The sequence below is a fragment of the Hansschlegelia zhihuaiae genome (assembly GCF_004103825.1).
Classification (GTDB): domain Bacteria; phylum Pseudomonadota; class Alphaproteobacteria; order Rhizobiales; family Methylopilaceae; genus Methylopila; species Methylopila zhihuaiae.
The window spans coordinates 106,181-124,535 of sequence record NZ_RYFI01000013.1; the positions used below are offsets into that span (position 1 = coordinate 106,181).

Below are 18,355 nucleotides of genomic sequence, written 5' to 3' on the forward strand. Positions count from 1 at the left end.
GCCGTCAGATACGCGTCATCCCGGACGGCCGTCAGGCCGAGCCGGGATCGTGAGCAGAGTGAAGCGCCTTATAGGTGAGACGATCCCGGATCGCGACCCTTAGGCCGCGTCCAGGATGACGCTTTATGTTCAGGGCGTCATCGCCCCACGAACGCCTGGTCGAGCTTGCCGCCCGAGGCGAAATGGGTCTCGTTCGCCTTCTTCCAGCCGCCGAACACCTTGTCGACGGTGAGCAGCTCCACCTCGGGGAAGCGATCCTTGTTCGCCTCCATGATCTTCTCGTCCTGCACGCGGTTGTTGAAGGACGCGATGATCTCCTGACCCTTGGGGCTGTAGAGGTAGTTCAGATAGTCGGTCGCGATCGCGCGGCTGCCGCGGCGGTCCGCCACCGTGTCGACGACCGCCACGGGGAATTCCGCGAGCAGGCTCACGGGCGGCACCACCACGTCGACCTTGTCGGCGCCGTACTCCTTCTTCACCGCCGCGGTCTCGGCCTCGAACGTGACCAGCACGTCGCCGATGCCGCGCTCCACGAAGGTGGTGGTCGAGCCGCGGCCGCCGGTGTCGAACACCGGCACGTTCGACAGCAGCTTCTTCACGAAGGCGTCGGCCTTGGCCTCGTCGCCGCCATTCTCCTTCAGCGCGAAGGCGTAGGCCGCGAGATAGGTGTAGCGGGCGTTGCCCGAGGTCTTGGGGTTCGGGAACACGACCTTGACGTCTTCGCGGACGAGGTCGTTCCAATTCTTGACTTTCTTCGGATTGCCGGAGCGCACCACGAAGGCCGGAAGAGAATAGTAGGGCGAGGCGTTGTTGGGGAACTTCGCCTTCCAGTCCTTGGCCACCAGTCCGCCCTTGTCGGCGAGCATCTGGACGTCGAGCTCCTGGTTGAAGGTCACGACGTCGGCCTCGAGCCCCTCGAGGATGGCGCGCGCCTGCTTCGAGGTGCCCGCATGGCTCTGGTTGACGGTGAGGTCCTTGCCGGTCTTGGCCTTCACATCGGCCGAATAGGCCTTGTCGATCGCGGCGTAGAGCTCGCGGCCGATGTCGTAGGAGACGTTGAGGATCGTGTCCGGCTCGGCGGCCGCGGTCGGGACGATCGAGGCCGCGACCAGGCCCAGGGCCAAAACCGTGCGGCGAAGGATGACGGAACGCATCATGAAGCTCCAAGGGGCGAGGGCGCGCGACGGCGCCCGGTCGGTCGCCATCGATCTAATCGGGGGCGTCGCCGCATGCAATCAAATACGTTTCGAAAATAGGGAATATGCATAAAACCAAATCTTTAATGTTGATTTGCGGATGGACGCGGTCGACGCCACATGCCAATCCGCCGTGAGAAGTCGGGACGCCACGGGACGATGACGGTCGAGATCAAGATCTGCGGTTTGTCGGAGGAGAGGACGCTCGAGGCGGCGATCGCAGCGGGCGCCGAAATCGTCGGCCTGGTGTCCTTCCCGAAGAGCCCGCGCCACGTGGCGCCCGAGCAGGCCGCGACGCTCTCGTCTCTGGCGCGGGGCAGGGCGCGGGTCGCGCTGCTCACCGTCGACGCCGGCGACTCTCTGCTCGGCGAGACGGTGGCGGCCGTGACGCCCGACATCCTGCAGCTTCACGGCGCCGAGACGCCGGAGCGCGTGAAGGAGCTCCGGCGCCGCTACGACCGTGAGATCTGGAAGGCGGTGTCGATCGACGAGGCCGACGATCTGCGTCGCGCCGCGCCGTTCTGGGAGACGGCCGACCGTGTGCTGTTCGACGCGCGTCCGCCGCGCGAGGCGACGCTTCCGGGCGGCAACGGGGTCCCGTTCGACTGGCGCCTCCTTGCCGCTCTTGACCCTCACCGCGCCTTCGTGCTTTCCGGGGGGCTCACGCCCGGCAACGTCGCAGAGGCGATCCGGACGACGCGCGCCCGAGCGGTTGACGTGTCTTCCGGCGTGGAGTCCGCGCCGGGGGTCAAGGACGCGGCGCTGATCGCAGCCTTCGTCCGTGAGGCCCGCGCGGCCGCAGCTTGATTTGTCTCAAGGGAAGGGTTCGCCCGTGACGGCGCAGCCGACGCCAAATTCGTTCCGGACCGGCCCCGACGAGCGCGGACGCTTCGGCGTCTATGGTGGGCGCTTCGTGGCCGAGACGCTGATGCCGCTGATCCTCGACCTTGAAAAGGCCTATGAGGACGCGCTGAACGACCCCGCCTTCGCCGAGGAGATGGCGTACCATCAGACGCACTATATCGGCCGGCCGAGCCCGCTCTACTTCGCCGAGCGCCTGACCGAGCATCTCGGCGGCGCGAAGGTCTACCTGAAGCGCGAGGAGCTGAACCACACCGGCTCCCACAAGGTGAACAACGTCCTCGGCCAGATCATGCTCGCCCGCCGCATGGGCAAGAAGCGCATCATCGCCGAGACCGGCGCCGGCCAGCACGGGGTGGCGACCGCGACGCTCTGCGCGCGCTTCGGGCTCGAATGCGTCGTTTTCATGGGCGCGGTCGACGTCGCCCGGCAGGCCCCGAACGTGTTCCGCATGAAGATGCTCGGTGCGGAAGTCGTCCCGGTGCAGTCCGGCGCGAAGACGCTCAAGGACGCCATGAACGAGGCTCTGCGCGACTGGGTCACCAACGTCGCCGACACCTTCTACTGCATCGGCACGGTCGCGGGTCCGCATCCCTATCCGACCATCGTGCGCGACCTGCAGTCCGTCATCGGCCGCGAGACCCGCGAGCAGATGCTCGCGATGGAGGGGCGGCTGCCGGATAGCCTGATGGCGTGCGTCGGCGGCGGCTCTAACGCCATGGGCTTGTTCCATCCCTTCCTCGACGACCCCGAAATCGAGATCTACGGCGTCGAGGCGGCCGGCTTCGGGCTCTCGGCCCTTAATGCGGCCTCGATCGCCGGCGGCCGCCCGGGGGTGCTGCATGGCAATCGGACCTATCTGCTGATGGACCAGGACGGGCAGATCGAGGAGGGCCACTCGATCTCGGCCGGCCTCGACTATCCGGGGATCGGGCCCGAGCACGCCTGGCTCAACGACGTCGGCCGGGTGAAGTACCTCTCCGCCACCGACGACGAGGCGGTCGAGGCGTTCCAGATCCTGTCGAAGCTCGAGGGCATCATCCCGGCGCTCGAAAGCGCCCACGCCATCGCCAAGGTGCTGGAGCTCGCGCCGGGCAAGCCCAAGGACCACCTGATGGTCGTCAATCTCTCGGGCCGCGGGGACAAGGACGTGCCCCAGATGGCCGAGCGGCTGGGAACCCGCCTGTGACCGCCCGCATTGACGCCCGTTTCGCGCTCGCCGCGCGGGAGAACCGCGCCGCGCTCGTGACCTTCGTCACGGCGGGCGATCCCGACCACGAGACCTCGCTCGAGATCGTGCGGGCGCTGCCCGCCGCTGGCGCCGACGTGATCGAGCTCGGCATGCCGTTCACCGATCCGATGGCCGACGGCCCCGCGATCCAGGCCGCGGGCCTGCGCGCGCTGAAAGCGGGCGAGACCCTTATCAAGACGCTTGGTCTCGTGCGCGAGTTCCGCAAGACCGACGACGCCACGCCGATCATCCTGATGGGCTACTACAACCCGATTTACGTCTACGGAGTCGAGCGCTTCCTCGCGGACGCCAAGGAGGCGGGAGCCGACGGCCTGATCGTGGTCGATCTGCCGCCGGAGGAGGACGAGGAGCTCTGCCTGCCGGCGCTCGAGGCGGGGCTCGCCTTCATCCGGCTCGCGACGCCGACCACCGACGACGCGCGCCTGCCGACGGTGCTCCGGAACACCTCGGGCTTCGTCTATTACGTCTCGATCGCCGGCATCACGGGCGCCGCGACGCCGGACTTCAACGTGGTCGCCTCCGCCGTCGCGCGGCTCAAGAAGCACACGCGGCTGCCCGTGGCGGTCGGCTTCGGGGTCAAGACCGCGGAGCACGCCGCCGCCATCGCGGCCGGCGCGGACGGCGTCGTGGTGGGCTCGGCGCTGGTCGAGGCCGTCCGCACCTCGCTCGACCACGAAGGCCGCGCGAGCGCGCGCACCGTGGAAGCTGTCGTCGACCTCGTCCGCTCGCTCGCCGCAGGCGTCCGGCGCGGCCGCGCCGCAGCGTGACCGCCGCTTCACAGCGCTGTAAGAGTTCCGTCCATGAACTGGCTCACCAACGTCGTCCGACCGAAGATCAACTCGCTCTGGCAGCGCCGCGAGGCGCCGGCCGAGAATCTTTGGATCAAGTGTCCCGAGACCGGCCAACTCGTCTTCCATAAGGACGTCGAGGCCAATGACTGGGTGATCCCGGGCTCCGGCTATCATCTGCGGATGGGCGCGAGGCAACGCCTCGCCGCGACGCTCGACGACGGCTTCCAGGAGGTCGCTCTGCCAGAGGTCGCGACTGACCCTCTCAAGTTCCGCGACGAGAAGAAATACGCCGACCGGCTGAAGGACGCCCGCGCCAAGACCTCGATGACCGACGCCGTGAAGGTCGCGACCGGAACCATCGAGGGCGCGCCCGCGACCGTGGTGGTGCAGGATTTCGACTTCATGGGCGGCTCGCTCGGCATGGCGGCCGGCGAGGCGATCGTGCGGGGACTCGAGACCGCCGCCGAGCGCGGCACGCCGCTCGTCCTGTTCGCGGCGTCCGGCGGCGCCCGCATGCAGGAGGGCATCCTGTCGCTCATGCAGATGCCGCGCACCACGGTTGCGGTGCAGATGCTGCGCGAGGCGAAGAAGCCCTACATCGTCGTGCTCACCAATCCGACGACCGGCGGCGTCACCGCCTCCTACGCCATGCTCGGCGACATCCACATCGCCGAGCCCGGCGCGCTGATCGGCTTCGCGGGCCCCCGGGTCATCGAGCAGACGATTCGCGAGAAGCTTCCGGCCGGCTTCCAGAGATCGGAATATCTCAAGGAGCACGGCATGGTGGACATGGTGGTCCACCGCAAGGACATGCGCGCGACGCTCGCAAGGCTCTGCCGTCTCCTGACCAAGCATCCGCGCCCCGAGCCGAGGACCCCCGAGGCGGAGTCCGTCTCCGCCGAGGCCGAAGCATCCGCCGCCCACGCGTGAGCGCGTTCCCAGCCAGGTCAGAGCCGGTGGACGGCAGCGACGCCTATCTCGATCGCTTCCTCGCGCTGCACCCGAAGGAGATAGACCTCTCGCTCGGGCGCATCGAGCGATTGCTCAAGGACCTCGGACATCCCGAGCGCGCCATGCCGCCCGTCGTCCAGGTCGCGGGCACCAACGGCAAGGGATCCAGCGCCGCCTTCATGCGCGCGATGCTGGAGGCGGCCGGCAGGCGCGTGCATGTCTACACCTCGCCGCATCTCGTGCGCTTCCACGAGCGCATCAGGCTCGGCGGGCGGTTCGTCGACGAGGACAGGCTGGCCGCGACCTTCGAGGAGGTCGAGCGCGTCAATGACGGCCGCCAGATCACGCTGTTCGAGATCACGACCGCGGCCGCCATGCTGCTGTTCGCCCGGGAGCCGGCTGATCTGCTGCTGCTCGAGGTCGGGCTCGGCGGCCGCTATGACGCCACCAACGTGGTGGAGAAGCCGCTCGCCAGCGTGATCACGCCGGTCAGCCTCGACCACCAGAAGTTCCTGGGCGACGATCTCGGGGCCATCGCCCATGAGAAGGCCGGCATCCTGAAGAGCCTCGTGCCCGCCGTGATCGCCCGGCAGGACGCGGCGGCCCTCGAGTCGATCGAGCGCGAGGCCGCCAAGGTCGGCGCGCCGCTGTCGATCTCCGGCCAGGACTGGCAGGCGCGCGAGGAGCGCGGCCGGCTCGTCTTCGAGGATGGCGACGGGCTGCTCGACCTGCCGCTGCCGCGCCTCGTCGGTCGCCACCAGATCGAGAACGCCGGCGCCGCCATCGCCACGCTGCGCGCCGTCGAACGGCTCAATGTCGAGACGCGCGCGATCGAGGTGGGACTGTCGTCCGTCGACTGGCCGGCGCGCATGCAGCGTCTGTCGTCGGGGAGGCTCCCGACCCTTCTTCCGACCGGCGCGGAGCTCTGGCTCGACGGCGGCCACAATCCGGACGGCGGGCGCGCGATCGCCTCGACCATGGCGGAGCTGGACGAGCGCTCCCCGAAGCCGATCGTGCTCGTCGTCGGCATGCTCAACACCAAGGATTCGGACGGTTTTCTCGAGGCTTTCGCGGGCCTCGCCGGTCGGCTCTACGGCGTGCCGATCGGCTCCTCGACCGCGGCGCGCGCGCCCGACGAGGTGGTCGCGGCGGCCGAGCGGGCGGGCCTCGCGGCCGAGGCCTGCGGCTCGATCGAGGAGGCGCTGGCGAAGGCGTCGCGCGCCGCGGGCCCTGTCCCGCCGCGCGTGCTGATCACCGGCTCGCTCTATCTCGCAGGCGAAGCGCTCGCCGCGAACGGCACGCCGCCTGGCTGAGCCGGCCGCTCTCTCATCACTTTACCGCCGTGACGCCGCAGGCTCGCCACGCTGCGCCCGTAGCAAAGGTTCGGGGCCGAATTTCACGAAGGGAGCTGCGACATGGCCAATGATCCGTTCGACTTCCCGGACGACCTCGACCTCGACGACTATCTGGGGTCCAACGGTCCAGACGACTTCAAGGGCGACGACGGCGCAGACTTTTTCTACGGGCGCGACGGCGACGACGTGATCCGCGGCGCCGGCGGCCATGACGGTCTCGCCGGCGGCGACGACGAGGACAGCATCGAGGGCGGCGCCGACGGCGACGCGCTGCTCGGCGGCGGCGGCGACGACACGATCAACGGCGGCAGCGGCAGCGACTCGGTGGCCGCCGGCTCAAGCGACGATATCGTGCACGGCGGCTCCGGGCGCGACTTCATCTCCGGCGACTCGGGCGACGACGCGGTCTCTGGCGCTGGCGGAGACGACGTGCTGTTCGGCGCCTCGGGCGCCGACACACTGAGGGGCGGGATCGGCGACGACATCCTGACGGGCGGTTCCGGCGACGATCAACTGAGCGGCGGCAAGGGCGAGGACCGTTTCGTAATCGAGGATGCCGGCCGGGACGCGGTGCTTGACTTCAGCAAGACGAAGGACGTGCTCGATTTCTCGGCCACCGGTGTCGACAGCCTCCGAGACCTCGACAACATCGCGCATAACGAGGGCGGCGATCTGTTGATCGATTTCGGCGGCGGCGACGTAGTGACGATCAAGGACACCGTTTTCGCCGACCTCGACAAGCACAACACCGACTTCCGCCCCACTCAGGACGATTTCTCCGACAAGATCCCGGACTTCGACGACCTGTTCGGCTGAGACGGGGTCGAGGCGGAGGGAGATAGAGCGCCGGACCGAGCCGATCGTGCTGGCGCTCGGGATTCTGAATGCCGAGGATTCGGACGGGTTTCTCGAAGCCTTCGCGAGCGGCCGGCCCCGTGCCCCGCTCGCGCCGATCGCGGGCTCGCTCTATCTCGCAGGCGAAGCGCTGGCGTCGAACGGCGCCTTGCTGGGCGACCAATGGCGCGACCATGGCGCCATACGTAGTTGCCCTCATATCTGATCGTCATCCGAATACCCTACGGTCTCCGCTGGCGTGACGCGTCGCAGAGGCGACGCGTCGATTCGCGCGCGGACGGTCGAGATGGGCGAACAGGCGAGCGTTCCGGACGAGATCATCTGCGTGCTCTACGACCACGAGAACGACCCCGTGACCGCCGAGCCGGACGAGACGACCGGCGTCCCGGACCCGCTCGAGCCGGATGACGGCGAGGGCGCCACCAGCGCCGGAACGACCGCTCAGCCTGGGGAGACGGCGGGCTTGTCGCACGGCGCGCCGCTGCCGGACGGCGTGTACTTCGTCGACACGATCCGGTGGGGCGGGACAGATGGCGACGACGTCTATGAGGGCGGCTCCCGGACCAACGTCTATTTCGGCGACCGCGGCGACGACAGGATCTCGGGTCTCGCGGGCGATGACGGGCTGCTCGGCGGCGCCGGTCGGGACACGATCGAGGGCGGAGCCGGCTTCGACTACCTGGGCGGCAATGGCGGCGACGACGAGATCGATGGCGGCGCTGGCCGGGACTTCGTCTGGGGCGGCTCCGGCGACGACGTCCTTCGCGGCGGCAAGGGCGACGACTTCCTGCTCGGCGGCGTTGGCGACGACAGGCTGACGGGCGGCCTCGGCCGCGACCGGTTCCTCGTCCATGCGAGCGGCGAAGACATGATCCTCGACTTCGACAAAGGCGCGGATCGACTCGACTTCTCCCTGACATCCGTCGAAGGGCTCGACGAACTTGAGGGCTTGAGCGAGCAGCGTGGCGACGACCTCGTCATCACTTTCGTGGACGGCGACGTCACCATCCTAAGGGATGCGACCTTCGCCGACCTCAATGACGGCAATACGGATTTCGGACTGATCTGATCCGGCTCAGCCGGCCTTCAGTCCCGCCTCCTTGATCAGCTTGCCCCATTTTTCCGCTTCGGCGGCCTGCAGCGCCTGGACCTCCTCGATCGAGCTCCCGATCGGCGTGAAGCCGAGCTCCGTCAGGCGCTTGGCTGCCTCCGGCTTCCGTACGCCGGCGGCGATCGCCTCGTTCATCCGCTTCACGGCGTCGTCGGGCGTCCCGGCGGGGGCGAGCAGCGGATACCAGCCGTCGAGTTCGTAGCCAGACACGGCTTCGGCGACGATCGGGGTCTGCTCCCATCCCTTGGCCGGCGTCTTGCCCGTCGTGGCGAGCGCGACCAGCTTGCCGTCGTCCACGAGCTTGCGCGCCACCAGCGGGCTGATGAAGCTCATGTCGACGCGGCCGGCGATCAGGTCGACCACGACCTCGCTGGTGCCCTTGTAGGGCACGTGCACAACGTCGATCCCCGCCATGCTCCGGAACAGCTCGCCGCCGAGATGGAGCGTGGTGCCCACTCCCGACGACGCGTAGGTGAGCGCACCGGGCTTCGCCTTGGCGAACTCCACTAGCTCCTTCACGGTCTTCGCTTCGAGCCCGTTGCGGGTCGCGAGCACCGAGGGTCCGCTGGTGACGTTGGAGATCGCCCGCATCGCCTCGATCTTGTAGGAGGCGTTCGGCGTCAGCATCGGATGGGTCACGAAGCCGACGCCGGAAGGCAGCACCACCGTGTAGCCGTCCGGATCGGCGCGCGAGACGGCCCCGACCGCGGTCGCGCCGCCGGCTCCCGGCCGGTTTTCGACGATCGCCTGCTGGCCGAAGGCCTCGCCCAGAATCTGGCCGACCAGCCGGCCGATGATGTCGTTCGGGCCGCCGGGCGGGAACGGCACCACGAGCGTGATGGGCTTTTCAGGGAACGCCGCCAAGGCAGGCCGGCAGAGGGCCGCGGCCATGACGGCTCCGGCCGCGCCGACCACGAGCCTCCGCGATGGGTTGTCGAAAATCCGTTCCAAGACTGTCTCCCCGCTCGCTGACCGCGTGTCGGGAGATCATAAAGCGGGCATGACTAAAGTCTATGCACGAGAGAGAGGGGACATCCCGGCCAAAGAAAACCCCGGCGTCGCCGTCGGGGTTCTCACATGCCATCTCCGGACACGCCGGACTGGGGCTCGGCTCAGACCGAAGACTCGATCCAGCTGACGAGCTTCGACTTCGGGGCCGCGCCTCGCTGCGTCGCGACGTGCTCGCCGCCCTTGAACATCATGAGCATCGGAATCGCCGAAATGCCGAAGCGCGTCGCGATCTCGGGGTTCTCGTCGACATTGAGCTTCACGATCTTCACCTTGCCGGCCATCTCGTTGGAGATCTCTTCCAGCGCCGGGCCGATCGCGCGACACGGGCCGCACCATTCGGCCCAGAAATCGACGACCACGGGCTCGGACGAGTTGAGCACGTCCTGTTCGAAGGTCGAGTCGGAAACCTTTGCGGTCGCCATGGGGTGCCTTTCCAAGAGGGGACGCGGGCGGCGCAGGATTTGCGAAAGGCCGCTCGCCACGTTGACCGAAAGGTATGGACGGCCCCGTTGAGCGTCAAGCAAGCGCGGTCCAGTGCGTAGCGCATGTCTCCCTCGCCTTTCAAAGGGGAGGAATATTCGCGGCTCGGATCAGCTTGCGACTTTGGCCGTCTCTGAGAGCTCGAGGCGTTCCAGCCGCGGCGTAGCGGTCCACAGGATCGCGGCGCGCACGGGGCGGTCGGGCCAGATCTCCTGAAGCAGCTCCGCATAGGCCGCGAGCTGGGCGACGTAAGCGGCGGGCGCAGGCGCGCCGGGGGACGGCGGCGTGCGGTCTGTCTTGTAGTCCACGACCAGCACCGCCTCGTTAGTCACAGCCAGTCGGTCGATTCGGCCGGAGACCGGCCGGCCGTCCGCCAGCCGCCCGACGACCGGGACCTCGCCGCGCGCGTCCGGCGCGAACACCTCGGCGAAGGCGGAATCGGCGACGATCGCGAGCGCCGACGCCGCAAGCGCGCCGCAGGCCTCCATGCCAAGCGCCTCCGCTCCGGTTGCGGCGATCCGCGCGGCGACTTCGGCCCGGCGCGCGGTCTCGACGTCGGGCAGCGCCTTCAGCAGCCGATGGAGCAACACGCCGCGGGCGCGCGCGGCTTCCGCGCCGGGCGGACCCGCAAAGGCCGGCGCACCGTCGTCCTCCGCGACGATCGCCGAAGGCGACAGCGGCCTGCCCGGCGCAGCCTCGAAGGGCGCGGGCGTGAAGAGCCAGTCGGCGGACGGCGCTGGCGCCGACTGAGGCGCGTCGGCGCGCGTGGCGAGCGGCGGCGCCGGCTCGCCAGAGCGGAGCGACAGATGCGGGCCTTCAGGGCTTTCGACGGTCTCCACGCCCTCCGCGCAGCCGAGTCCGTCGCGCACGAGGTCGTACCAGGCGCCCTCGGGCCGCTCCCGGCCGACGTCGTGGCCGCAGACCAGCAGCCGGTCCTTGGCGCGCGTCATCGCGACATAGAGCAGGCGGCGGTGCTCGGCCTCGGCGCGCGCTGTCCGTTCGGCGCGGGCGGCGGCGAGCGCCGGCGGGTCCTCGGCCTTCGGTCCCGCCCAGACCGGGATCGCGGCCGCGTCGTGGCCGGCATGCGGCCGCGGCAGCATCAGCAGGCAGGCCCCGCGGCCGGACGTCGCCGGCCCGCAGGTGTCGGCGAGCACGACGAACTCGGCCTCGAGCCCCTTCGCGCCGTGCACTGTCATAACCCGGACCTCGCCCGAGGAGACGTCGAGGTCGCGCTTGATCTCGGCCGGCGCCGCCCGCATCCAGCGCAGGAAGCCCGCGAGAGTCGGCGGGTGGCTCCGCGAAAACTCCTGCGCGAGGTCCAGGAAGGCGTCGAGCGGGTCGTCGACCTCCTCGCCGAGCCGCGCCCGGAACGCCCTCCGGCCGCCGGCCTTGGCCAGGACATGGGCGTAGAAGTCGAGCGGCGAGCGCCCCGCCGCCTCGCGGGCGAAGCCGCGATAGGCCTCCGCCGCCGCAACCGCGCGGGGCGGCCCGTCGGGGAGAGCGTCGATCAACCGACCCTTCCGGCCCGGCGCGACCCCCATCAGGTCGTCGTCGTCGAGCCCGAACAGCGGGCCCTTCAGCGCGCAGGCGAGCGCGAGGTCGTCGTCGGGCGTCACGATCGCGTCGCCGAGCGCGAGCAGGTCCATGACCGCGATGTGCTCGCCGACGATCAGCCGATCGGCGCCCGCGACCGGGACCCCGCGGCGCTTCAGCGCCCGCAGGATCGCCTCGAACAGCGCCTTGCGCTGGCGGACGAGGATCAGGATCTCGCCGGGCGGCACCTCGCCGGCGGCGACCGTGCGACTGACCTCGGCCGCGATCTTATCGGCGAGCCGAACCACGGCGCTCTGCGGGTTCACGCGGTCGAACGGCGCGTCCCACGCTTCCTCGGCGTGCTGCGCGGCCTCCGCCGCGACGATCGGCCAGAGCTCCACGAGGCCGGGCGCCGAAGCCCTCGTGGTGGTGTGCAGCGTGCCTGCCTCGTCGCCGAAGGTCAGCCCGCGGTTGGCGGCTTCGCGCGAAAACACCGCGTCGACGCCGTCCAGCACCGCCTTCGTCGAGCGGAAGCTCTCGGTCAGCCGCACGTCGGCGAAGCTCCTGTCCACGTCCTTGTGGGCCGCGTCGTAGCGCCGCCGCGTGGCGCCGAAGGCGGCCGGTTCGGCGCCCTGGAACGAGAAGATCGACTGCTTCTCGTCGCCGACCGCGAAGACGGTGCGGTTCGCCGCGGCCCGTGCGCCCGCGCCGGCCAGAAAATCCTCGGTGAGGCGGAGCACGATCTCCCACTGCTCGGGCGCGGTGTCCTGCGCCTCGTCGACCAGGATGTGGTCGAGCCCGCCGTCGAGCTTGAACAGCACCCATTGGGCGTCCGAACGTGTCAGCAGCGCGCGAGCGCGGGAGATCAGGTCGTCATAGTCCAGCATGCCGCGCGCCGACTTCGCGGCGCCATAGGCCCCGATCGCGGCGTCGGCCAAGGTGAGAAGGGCGTGGGTGCGCTCGACGGCAGCGGCCAGGCGCATCCGCGCGACGAGCGAGGATATCCGGGCGAGCTCGGCGTCGAGGCGCCGCGCGAGGCCGGGCTCGGCCTTGCGCATCGCGGCGGTGACGAAGCGGCTTGCCGCGCGGGGCGCGCCGGACGCGGTGAGGAAGATGGCGAGATAGGCCTCGCGCGCCTTGGTCTCGGTCGTGGCGCCGGCCGCATGGACGAAGCAGCCGCCGAGCTTGGCGTCGGTGACCGACCCTTGCGACAGCGCCGCGCCGATCGCCGGCCATTCGCTGCGCGGGAGCGCGCCGGCCAGAACCTCGGCGTCCAGCGCTTCCGTCGTGTCGCCCATGTCGAGGCCGAGCACGGCGCGTAGCTCGCGCGCCGCGCCGTCCGGATCGTCGATCCCGTCCGCCGTGAAGAGCTTCCGGATCGCGTCGCGCTCCGAGACGGCCTCGGCGAGCGCGCCGTCGATCGTGCCCTCGGCGGCGCGGGCGACGAGGCGGGACAGCGCGCGGCCGACGGGCCTTTCGGGATGGCGCGCGGCCTCGGACAAGACGGCGGCTCGGGCCTCGGCCATCAGCTCCGCCTGGTCGCGCTCGTCGAGCTCGGAGAAACCCGCCGGCACATTGGCCTCGAACGGGAACTGGTGGAGCAGCCGGCCACAGAAGGCGTGGATCGTGTAGATCTTCAACCCGCCGGGCGTCTCCAGCGCGCGAGCGAACAGCTTTCGGGCGGCGCGCAGGCGGGCGGCGTCGGGGGGGACGCCCTCGATCGCCGCGATCTCCCGGGCGAGCCGCGCATCTTCCGCCGTAGCCCAGCCGCGCAGCCGCTCGACGACGCGGTTCTGCATGTTGGCGGCCGCCGCCTTGGTGAAGGTGAGGCAGAGAATCCTCGACGGGTCGGCGCCGTCGAGCAAGAGCCGAACAACGCGCTGAACAAGCACATAGGTCTTTCCAGAGCCGGCGTTGGCCGAGACCCATGCCGAGCTCCGGGGGTCGGAAGCCCGCGCCTGCCGCGCGAGCGTGACGGAGGACGGCCCGCTCATTCCGCCTCGCCCTCCTCGCCGCCGCCGGTCGCGGACCATTCCTTGACGCGGGCGAGATGCGCGTAGGGGCCCTCGGGCCGCTTCAGGAATTTCGGATGGGAGAGCGAGCGGTAGGGCTCCGCCTCGTCCTCGAAGCGGTCGACCACCGCCTTGAACCGGGCGAGCGCCTCGGCCGCAACGGCGTCCGGCGCGCGCTCCTTGTCCCGGATCTCGACCACCTCCCCGGCGGGCTCGCGGCCCGCGAGCCGGACGAGAGAGAGTTCGCCGATCACGGCCCCCGGAAGCGTGACGTCCGCGAAGCCGCCTGCCTTCAGGATCGCGCCCTCGAGCGGCAACTGCGGCGCGAAGCCCGCCATCACCTGCTTCGCGGTCGGGGTCGCGCCGGTCTTGTAGTCGAGGATCGCGAACCGGCCGTCCGACAGCGCCTCGATCCGGTCGGCCCGCGCGGTCAGCCGGAAGGTCCGGCCCGCTTTGGTCGCGAACTCGATCGCGCCTTCCTGCTCGACGAAGCCCGTCTCGACCAGATCCCGGCGCCCGGAGTGGAAGGCGAGCATCCAGTCGGCGATCTTCTCGAAGCGCGGCCACCAGAGCGTCCGGGCGTCGTCTCGCTCCAGCAGGGCGCCGAAGGCGTCGCGTCCGAAGGCGAGCAGCGTCTCGCGGGCGTGCGGCGCGTCGGGCGCGATCCTGGAGCGCTCGAAATCCTCCAGCGCCTTGTGGATCACTCCGCCGAGCTCGCCCGGACCCGGCTCCGGCCCGACCGAGTCGAGCTCCTCCAGGCGGAGCACGTGGCGGGCGTAGATCGAATAGGGGTCGCGCAGCAGCGTCTCGATCGCCGTCACGCTGAGCTTGAGGGGCCTGAGTTCCAGAGGCGGCCGCGGCTCAGGCGGACGCGGGGCGGGGCCGCGTTCGGTCCGGTCGAGCGTCTCGGCAAGGGCGATCAGCCGTCGCCCTCGCACCACCGCCTCGTCATGCGCCGGGCCCGCGGCCACGGCCGCGAGCCGCTGCAGCCAGCGCGCCGGGATGGTGGGCGCGCCGCCGACCTTGGCGGCGCGGGTCAGCACGACCTCGTCGGCGCCGAGCCCCTGCGCGAAGTCATGAGCCGAAAGCCCGATGCGTCGCTCCGGCGGCGCGAGGCCGAGTGCTATGCGCAACGGTCGGTTGATCCAGGGATCGGCCTGCGGCACGGCCGGCCAGACGCCCTCGTTCAACCCGCCCATGATGAGAAGGTCGAAGCGGATCAGCCGGGCCTCGAGCGGCCCGAGGATTCGGATCCGCGGATGTCGGTCGCGCGCCGGACGAAGCGCCCGGCCGGCCATGAGCGCATCGAGCACGCCTGGAAACGCCATGGGCGCGATCGGGTCGGCCTCATGCGCGGCCTCCGCCAGTTCGTCGAGAAGCGCCGCGACCGCCGTCGCGTCGTCGGTCTCCGCTTCGCCCGCAAGGGCCTCGAAGGCTTCCGTCAGCGCCGCGACCAGCCGGGAGAACGGCGCATTCGGCTGCTGCGCGCATGTCTCGAGCCCCGCGAGCGCAGCCTCGAGCCGATCGATCAGTTGCAAAGCCGCGCCGCGATCCTCCGCGCCGAACCGCGCCGCCGTTCCGCGCGACCTTTCGGTCGAGGCGAGAGCTTTGCGGACACTCAAAAAACCTTCGCCCGGCAGGGGCGTGCGGAAAACCGCGACGTCGAGCGTGTCGACCGCGCGCGGCTCTCGCGATCCGAGCCTGCACGCCGGCGCGCGGAGCAGCGCGAGCAACAGGTCTGGGCGGGGATCGAGCCCGGCCTCGGCGGCGAGCCTCAGCAGCGCGCCGGCGGGCGTCGAGGAGAGCGGCCGGCCCGCCGAGTCGTCGACAGAGATGTCCCAACGCTCGAGCTCGGCCGCAACGCGGGCCGCAAGGTCCCGGTCGGGGGTGACGAGCGCCGCCGTCCTGCCCGGCGTCGCGACAGCCTCGCGGAGCGCGACCGCGATCGCCGCGGCCTCGACCCTCACCGACGGCGCCTCGACGATCGAAACGCCCGCGAGGGCCGCGTTCCGATCCTCCGGGCCGACAGGACGCATGGCCCAGGCGTCGGTGGTCTCGGCGGGGCGCAGCGCGTCGGCGACCAGGCGCGCGCGCTGGCCAAGCGCGGGTGTGACGCGCCCGATCGGCCTGACCTCCCGCCGCGCGACGCCGAGCGCGACGAGGAGATGCGCGAGGCCGCGCTGCGGATGGCCGTAGAGGCCCGGCCCCTGTCCTTCGAGCAGTTCGCGCCAGGCGTCGTCGTCCAGTCCCTCCCGGTCGAGACCGGGCAGCACGACGGCGCCGAGAGGGTGGCGGGAGATTTCGCCCATCAGGCGGCGGACCGCGGGCGCGGAGCCGGTCGACCCCGCGGCGATCACCGGACCACGGGACTTCGCGACCCGTCGCGCCGCGGCGTCGATCTGCGCGCGACGGCGGCGGCTCGGGTCGATCCGCCCCTGTGCGGCGACATGCTCGGGCCAGGCGGCGAGCGCGACCTTCAGGAAGGCGCGGGTGATGGCCCAATACTGGTCGTGCTCGCCGGGGATCAGCGCGTCGAGGCCGGAAAGGTCGATCTCTTCTGTCTCGATCGCGTCGATCAGCGTTTCGAGGTCGCCCGCGAGGTGGATGGCGTCGGCCGCGGTCGCCGGCACCAGCGGCCCGTCCTCGGGCGAGAGCGACAGGATCGAGCGGTCGAGCGCGCCCGCGAAGGCCGCGACGAGCCTCGCCAGCACCAGGCGCCGCTCGAAGGGCGCGACCGCTGGCGGCAGCTCGAGATCGGCGTCGGCGAGCGGCTCGACGATGTCGGCGTCCTCCTCGACGTCGCCGAGCGGCGCGATCCGCGGCAGCAGCGTGGCGCGGCCGTCGAGCGCTTCGAGGAAGGCGTCGCGCAGCGCGCGCGCCGCGCGACGAGTCGGCAGAAAGATCGTCGCGTCGGCGAGCGCGATCGGGTCATGCCGGGGGGCGAAGCCACGGATCAGCTCGCCGTCGAGCAGCGCCTCCGCCAGCGTCGGCAGGAACGCCGCGCCTGCGGGGATCGTGAGAACGTTCGGGCGCGATTCGGCCATGGGCCAGTCTAGCGCGGGGCGCCCGACGGGTCCCGGCTCGAGGCCGGGACATGAGCGTGGGGCCTCACGCCCCCGAAAGCGCGATCGCCTGTTCGGCCTCGGTGATCGCCTGGGGCGTGCCGACATGGAGCCAGAGGCCGTCAAGGCGGAGGCCGAACAGCCGGTCGCGCTCGATCGCTTCGTTCCAGAGCCGGTTGAGCGAGAACGGCCCCTCGGGCGCGCCTTCGAAACTGGCGCGCGACATGATCGCGACGCCCGCATAGGCGAATGGCGTGACCTGCCGCTCGGCGCGCCGGCGCAACCGGCCGTCCGGCGCGAAGGTGAAGTCGCCCGCGCCGTCGAAGCCGACGCTCGCGGTCAGCGCCGCGACCAGCAGCAGCGCGTCCATCCGCGCCGGATCCCAGGCGGCCGCCATATTGGCGAGGTTCCGGCTCCCGCCGGCGATCCAGAACGTGTCGGCGTTGAGGACGAAGACGGCGTCGCCGGCGAGCAGCGGCAGCGCCTTGACCACGCCGCCGCCGGAATCGAGCAGCGCGTCGCGCTCGTCCGAGACCTCGATCCTCGGCGTCTCGCGCCCGGCGAGATGGCGCTCCATCTGCTCGGCGTGGTGATGGACGTTGACGACCGCGCGCTCGATCCCGGCGTCGGCGAGCTTGTCGAGCACATGGTCGATCAGCGTCCGGCCGCCGACCTCGACCAGCGGCTTTGGCTTGAGGTCGGTGATCGGCTTCATCCTTGTGCCGAGCCCCGCGGCCAGCACCATCGCGTCGGTCGGCGCCGTCACTCGGGCTGTCCCGACGGGCCGAGCCGCTCGCGATACCAGGCGGCCAGAGCCGCGAGGTCCGGATGGGCGAGGTTGGCGTCGAGCGCCCGCCGCACGCGCGGAAGGTGCTGGAGATAGCCGGGCTTGCCGTCGCGTTCGGCGAGCCGCACGAAGATGCCGAGGATCTTGGTCGCCCGCTGCGCGCCGAGCGTGGCGTAGGCGCGGGCGAAGTCGCGCGGTTCGAAGGTCGGGTCCGCCCGTCGGCGCGCCGCGAGGTAGCGGGCCGCGAGCGCCATCTCGAGGCCTTCGGGCATGTCGACGCGCGCGTCCTGCAGCAGGGAGACGACGTCGTAGGCGGGAGGGCCGAGGCAGGCGTCCTGGAAGTCGATCACGCCGAGCCGCCTGATCCCCTCGCGGTCGTCGCGCCAGGTCAGGTTCGGCGAGTGGTAGTCGCGCAGCGTCCAGGTCAGCGGACCGTCGAGCAGCGGCGCGAGCGCCTCGGCCCAGAGCGCGCGGAACGTCTCGCGCGCCTCGGGCTCGGGCGAGACCCCCGTCATCCGCGGAAGATACCAGTCGTTCAGCAGGTCGCATTCCACGAGGAAGGCGGGCACGTCGTAGGCGGGCAGCCGATAGGTCTGGTCGCCAAGCGGCGTCTCGGCCGGAACCTCGCGGCCGTGGAGGTCTGCCAGCAGGTCGACCGCGGCCTCGTAGCGGCTTGCGATCGGGACTCCGAGCGCGACCACCGGCTCGACGCCGAGGTCCTCGACCAGCAGGAAGCCGGTCCGCAGGTCCGCGGCGTAGATCTCCGGCGCGCCGTAGCCGAAAGCCCGCAGGCCGTCGGCGATCGCGACGAAGGGCCTGGCGTCGGTCGCGAGCCTGGCGAGCTCCGAATAGCTCTTGCCGTCGCGCACCGTCGGGCCGGGTGCGCGCGGCGGCGTGTCCATCAGGATCGCGGTCCGGTCGCCGAGCGTCAGCCGCTCATAGAGCCTGGTCGAGGCGTCGCCCTGGATGTGCTCGCGCGCCGCGCGGCCCCAGCCGGCGGCGTCGAGGAAGGTCTGGCCGTCGCGCAGGCGCGTCAGCCGCGGCCCGAAGGCGCCGTGACCCGCGAGCCTCGCCTTGCGGGCGGTCGGCTCGGGGCCG

Annotated in this window: 15 protein-coding genes; 8 read left to right on the forward strand and 7 right to left on the reverse strand. The window is 70.8% G+C overall.

Annotation, left to right across the window (positions count from 1 at the left end; all coding sequences use genetic code 11):
* Positions 1-137: 137 nt before the first annotated feature.
* A complete protein-coding gene (cysP, locus tag EK403_RS14155; protein WP_128778127.1) occupies positions 138-1,154 on the reverse strand; it encodes a thiosulfate ABC transporter substrate-binding protein CysP in 1,017 nt (338 codons plus the stop codon).
* 201 nt (positions 1,155-1,355) lie between these two features.
* On the opposite strand from cysP, the gene EK403_RS14160 reads away from it, so the two are divergent.
* The 8 genes from EK403_RS14160 (at position 1,356) to EK403_RS14195 (ending at position 8,330) form a co-directional block, all read left to right on the forward strand.
* Positions 1,356-2,003: a phosphoribosylanthranilate isomerase gene (locus tag EK403_RS14160; protein WP_128778159.1), complete on the forward strand. Its 648-nt coding sequence runs from the start codon at positions 1,356-1,358 to the stop codon at positions 2,001-2,003.
* Between the two features lie 25 nt (positions 2,004-2,028).
* Positions 2,029-3,246, forward strand: coding sequence for a tryptophan synthase subunit beta (trpB, locus tag EK403_RS14165; RefSeq protein WP_128778128.1), 1,218 nt, complete (start codon positions 2,029-2,031; stop codon positions 3,244-3,246).
* On the forward strand, positions 3,243-4,076 hold the full coding sequence (trpA, locus tag EK403_RS14170; protein WP_128778129.1) for a tryptophan synthase subunit alpha: 834 nt from the start codon (positions 3,243-3,245) through the stop codon (positions 4,074-4,076). Before trpB ends, trpA begins: the two co-directional genes overlap by 4 nt.
* 33 nt (positions 4,077-4,109) lie before the next feature.
* Positions 4,110-5,030, forward strand: a complete 921-nt coding sequence (gene accD / locus EK403_RS14175) for an acetyl-CoA carboxylase, carboxyltransferase subunit beta (protein ID WP_128778130.1) — start codon at positions 4,110-4,112, stop codon at positions 5,028-5,030.
* Between the two features lie 26 nt (positions 5,031-5,056).
* On the forward strand, positions 5,057-6,364 hold the full coding sequence (locus EK403_RS14180; RefSeq protein WP_128778131.1) for a bifunctional folylpolyglutamate synthase/dihydrofolate synthase: 1,308 nt from the start codon (positions 5,057-5,059) through the stop codon (positions 6,362-6,364).
* 102 nt (positions 6,365-6,466) lie between these two features.
* Positions 6,467-7,222, forward strand: coding sequence for a calcium-binding protein (locus tag EK403_RS14185; RefSeq protein WP_128778132.1), 756 nt, complete (start codon positions 6,467-6,469; stop codon positions 7,220-7,222).
* Between the two features lie 46 nt (positions 7,223-7,268).
* Positions 7,269-7,466 carry a hypothetical protein gene (locus EK403_RS14190; RefSeq protein WP_128778133.1) on the forward strand — a complete coding sequence of 66 codons (198 nt, stop codon included), beginning with the start codon at positions 7,269-7,271 and terminating at the stop codon, positions 7,464-7,466.
* A gap of 81 nt (positions 7,467-7,547) precedes the next feature.
* Positions 7,548-8,330, forward strand: coding sequence for a calcium-binding protein (locus EK403_RS14195; RefSeq protein ID WP_128778134.1), 783 nt, complete (start codon positions 7,548-7,550; stop codon positions 8,328-8,330).
* A gap of 6 nt (positions 8,331-8,336) precedes the next feature.
* On the opposite strand, the gene EK403_RS14200 is transcribed toward EK403_RS14195, so the two are convergent.
* From EK403_RS14200 to EK403_RS14225, 6 genes are all read right to left on the reverse strand, one after another.
* Positions 8,337-9,263 carry a Bug family tripartite tricarboxylate transporter substrate binding protein gene (locus EK403_RS14200; RefSeq protein WP_128778135.1) on the reverse strand — a complete coding sequence of 309 codons (927 nt, stop codon included), beginning with the start codon at positions 9,261-9,263 and terminating at the stop codon, positions 8,337-8,339.
* Between the two features lie 221 nt (positions 9,264-9,484).
* The gene (gene trxA / locus EK403_RS14205) at positions 9,485-9,805 is read right to left on the reverse strand and encodes a thioredoxin (protein WP_128778136.1); all 321 of its coding nucleotides are present in this window, start codon (positions 9,803-9,805) and stop codon (positions 9,485-9,487) included.
* A 168-nt stretch (positions 9,806-9,973) separates the two neighbouring features.
* Positions 9,974-13,390, reverse strand: coding sequence for a double-strand break repair helicase AddA (gene addA / locus EK403_RS14210; RefSeq protein ID WP_128778137.1), 3,417 nt, complete (start codon positions 13,388-13,390; stop codon positions 9,974-9,976).
* Entirely contained in the window at positions 13,387-16,452 is a 3,066-nt protein-coding gene (gene addB / locus EK403_RS14215; RefSeq protein WP_128778138.1) for a double-strand break repair protein AddB, read from the reverse strand. Before addB ends, addA begins: the two co-directional genes overlap by 4 nt.
* Positions 16,453-16,516: 64 nt before the next feature.
* Entirely contained in the window at positions 16,517-17,215 is a 699-nt protein-coding gene (locus EK403_RS14220; protein WP_128778160.1) for a nucleotidyltransferase family protein, read from the reverse strand.
* A gap of 17 nt (positions 17,216-17,232) precedes the next feature.
* Positions 17,233-18,355, reverse strand: a 1,123-nt coding sequence (locus EK403_RS14225) for an aminoglycoside phosphotransferase family protein (RefSeq protein ID WP_164919608.1), incomplete at its 5' end; no start/stop codon positions are given.

Excerpts from the sequence above, each read along its gene's own strand:
- cysP (WP_128778127.1), bottom strand. The coding sequence starts at position 1,154 with ATGCGTTCCGTCATCCTTCGCCGCACGGTTTTGGCCCTGGGCCTGGTC.
- EK403_RS14160 (WP_128778159.1), top strand. The coding sequence starts at position 1,356 with ATGACGGTCGAGATCAAGATCTGCGGTTTGTCGGAGGAGAGGACGCTC.
- accD (WP_128778130.1), top strand. The coding sequence starts at position 4,110 with ATGAACTGGCTCACCAACGTCGTCCGACCGAAGATCAACTCGCTCTGG.
- EK403_RS14185 (WP_128778132.1), top strand. The coding sequence starts at position 6,467 with ATGGCCAATGATCCGTTCGACTTCCCGGACGACCTCGACCTCGACGAC.
- EK403_RS14195 (WP_128778134.1), top strand. The coding sequence starts at position 7,548 with ATGGGCGAACAGGCGAGCGTTCCGGACGAGATCATCTGCGTGCTCTAC.
- EK403_RS14200 (WP_128778135.1), bottom strand. The coding sequence starts at position 9,263 with ATGGCCGCGGCCCTCTGCCGGCCTGCCTTGGCGGCGTTCCCTGAAAAG.
- trxA (WP_128778136.1), bottom strand. The coding sequence starts at position 9,805 with ATGGCGACCGCAAAGGTTTCCGACTCGACCTTCGAACAGGACGTGCTC.
- addA (WP_128778137.1), bottom strand. The coding sequence starts at position 13,390 with ATGAGCGGGCCGTCCTCCGTCACGCTCGCGCGGCAGGCGCGGGCTTCC.
- addB (WP_128778138.1), bottom strand. The coding sequence starts at position 16,452 with ATGGCCGAATCGCGCCCGAACGTTCTCACGATCCCCGCAGGCGCGGCG.
- EK403_RS14220 (WP_128778160.1), bottom strand. The coding sequence starts at position 17,215 with ATGGTGCTGGCCGCGGGGCTCGGCACAAGGATGAAGCCGATCACCGAC.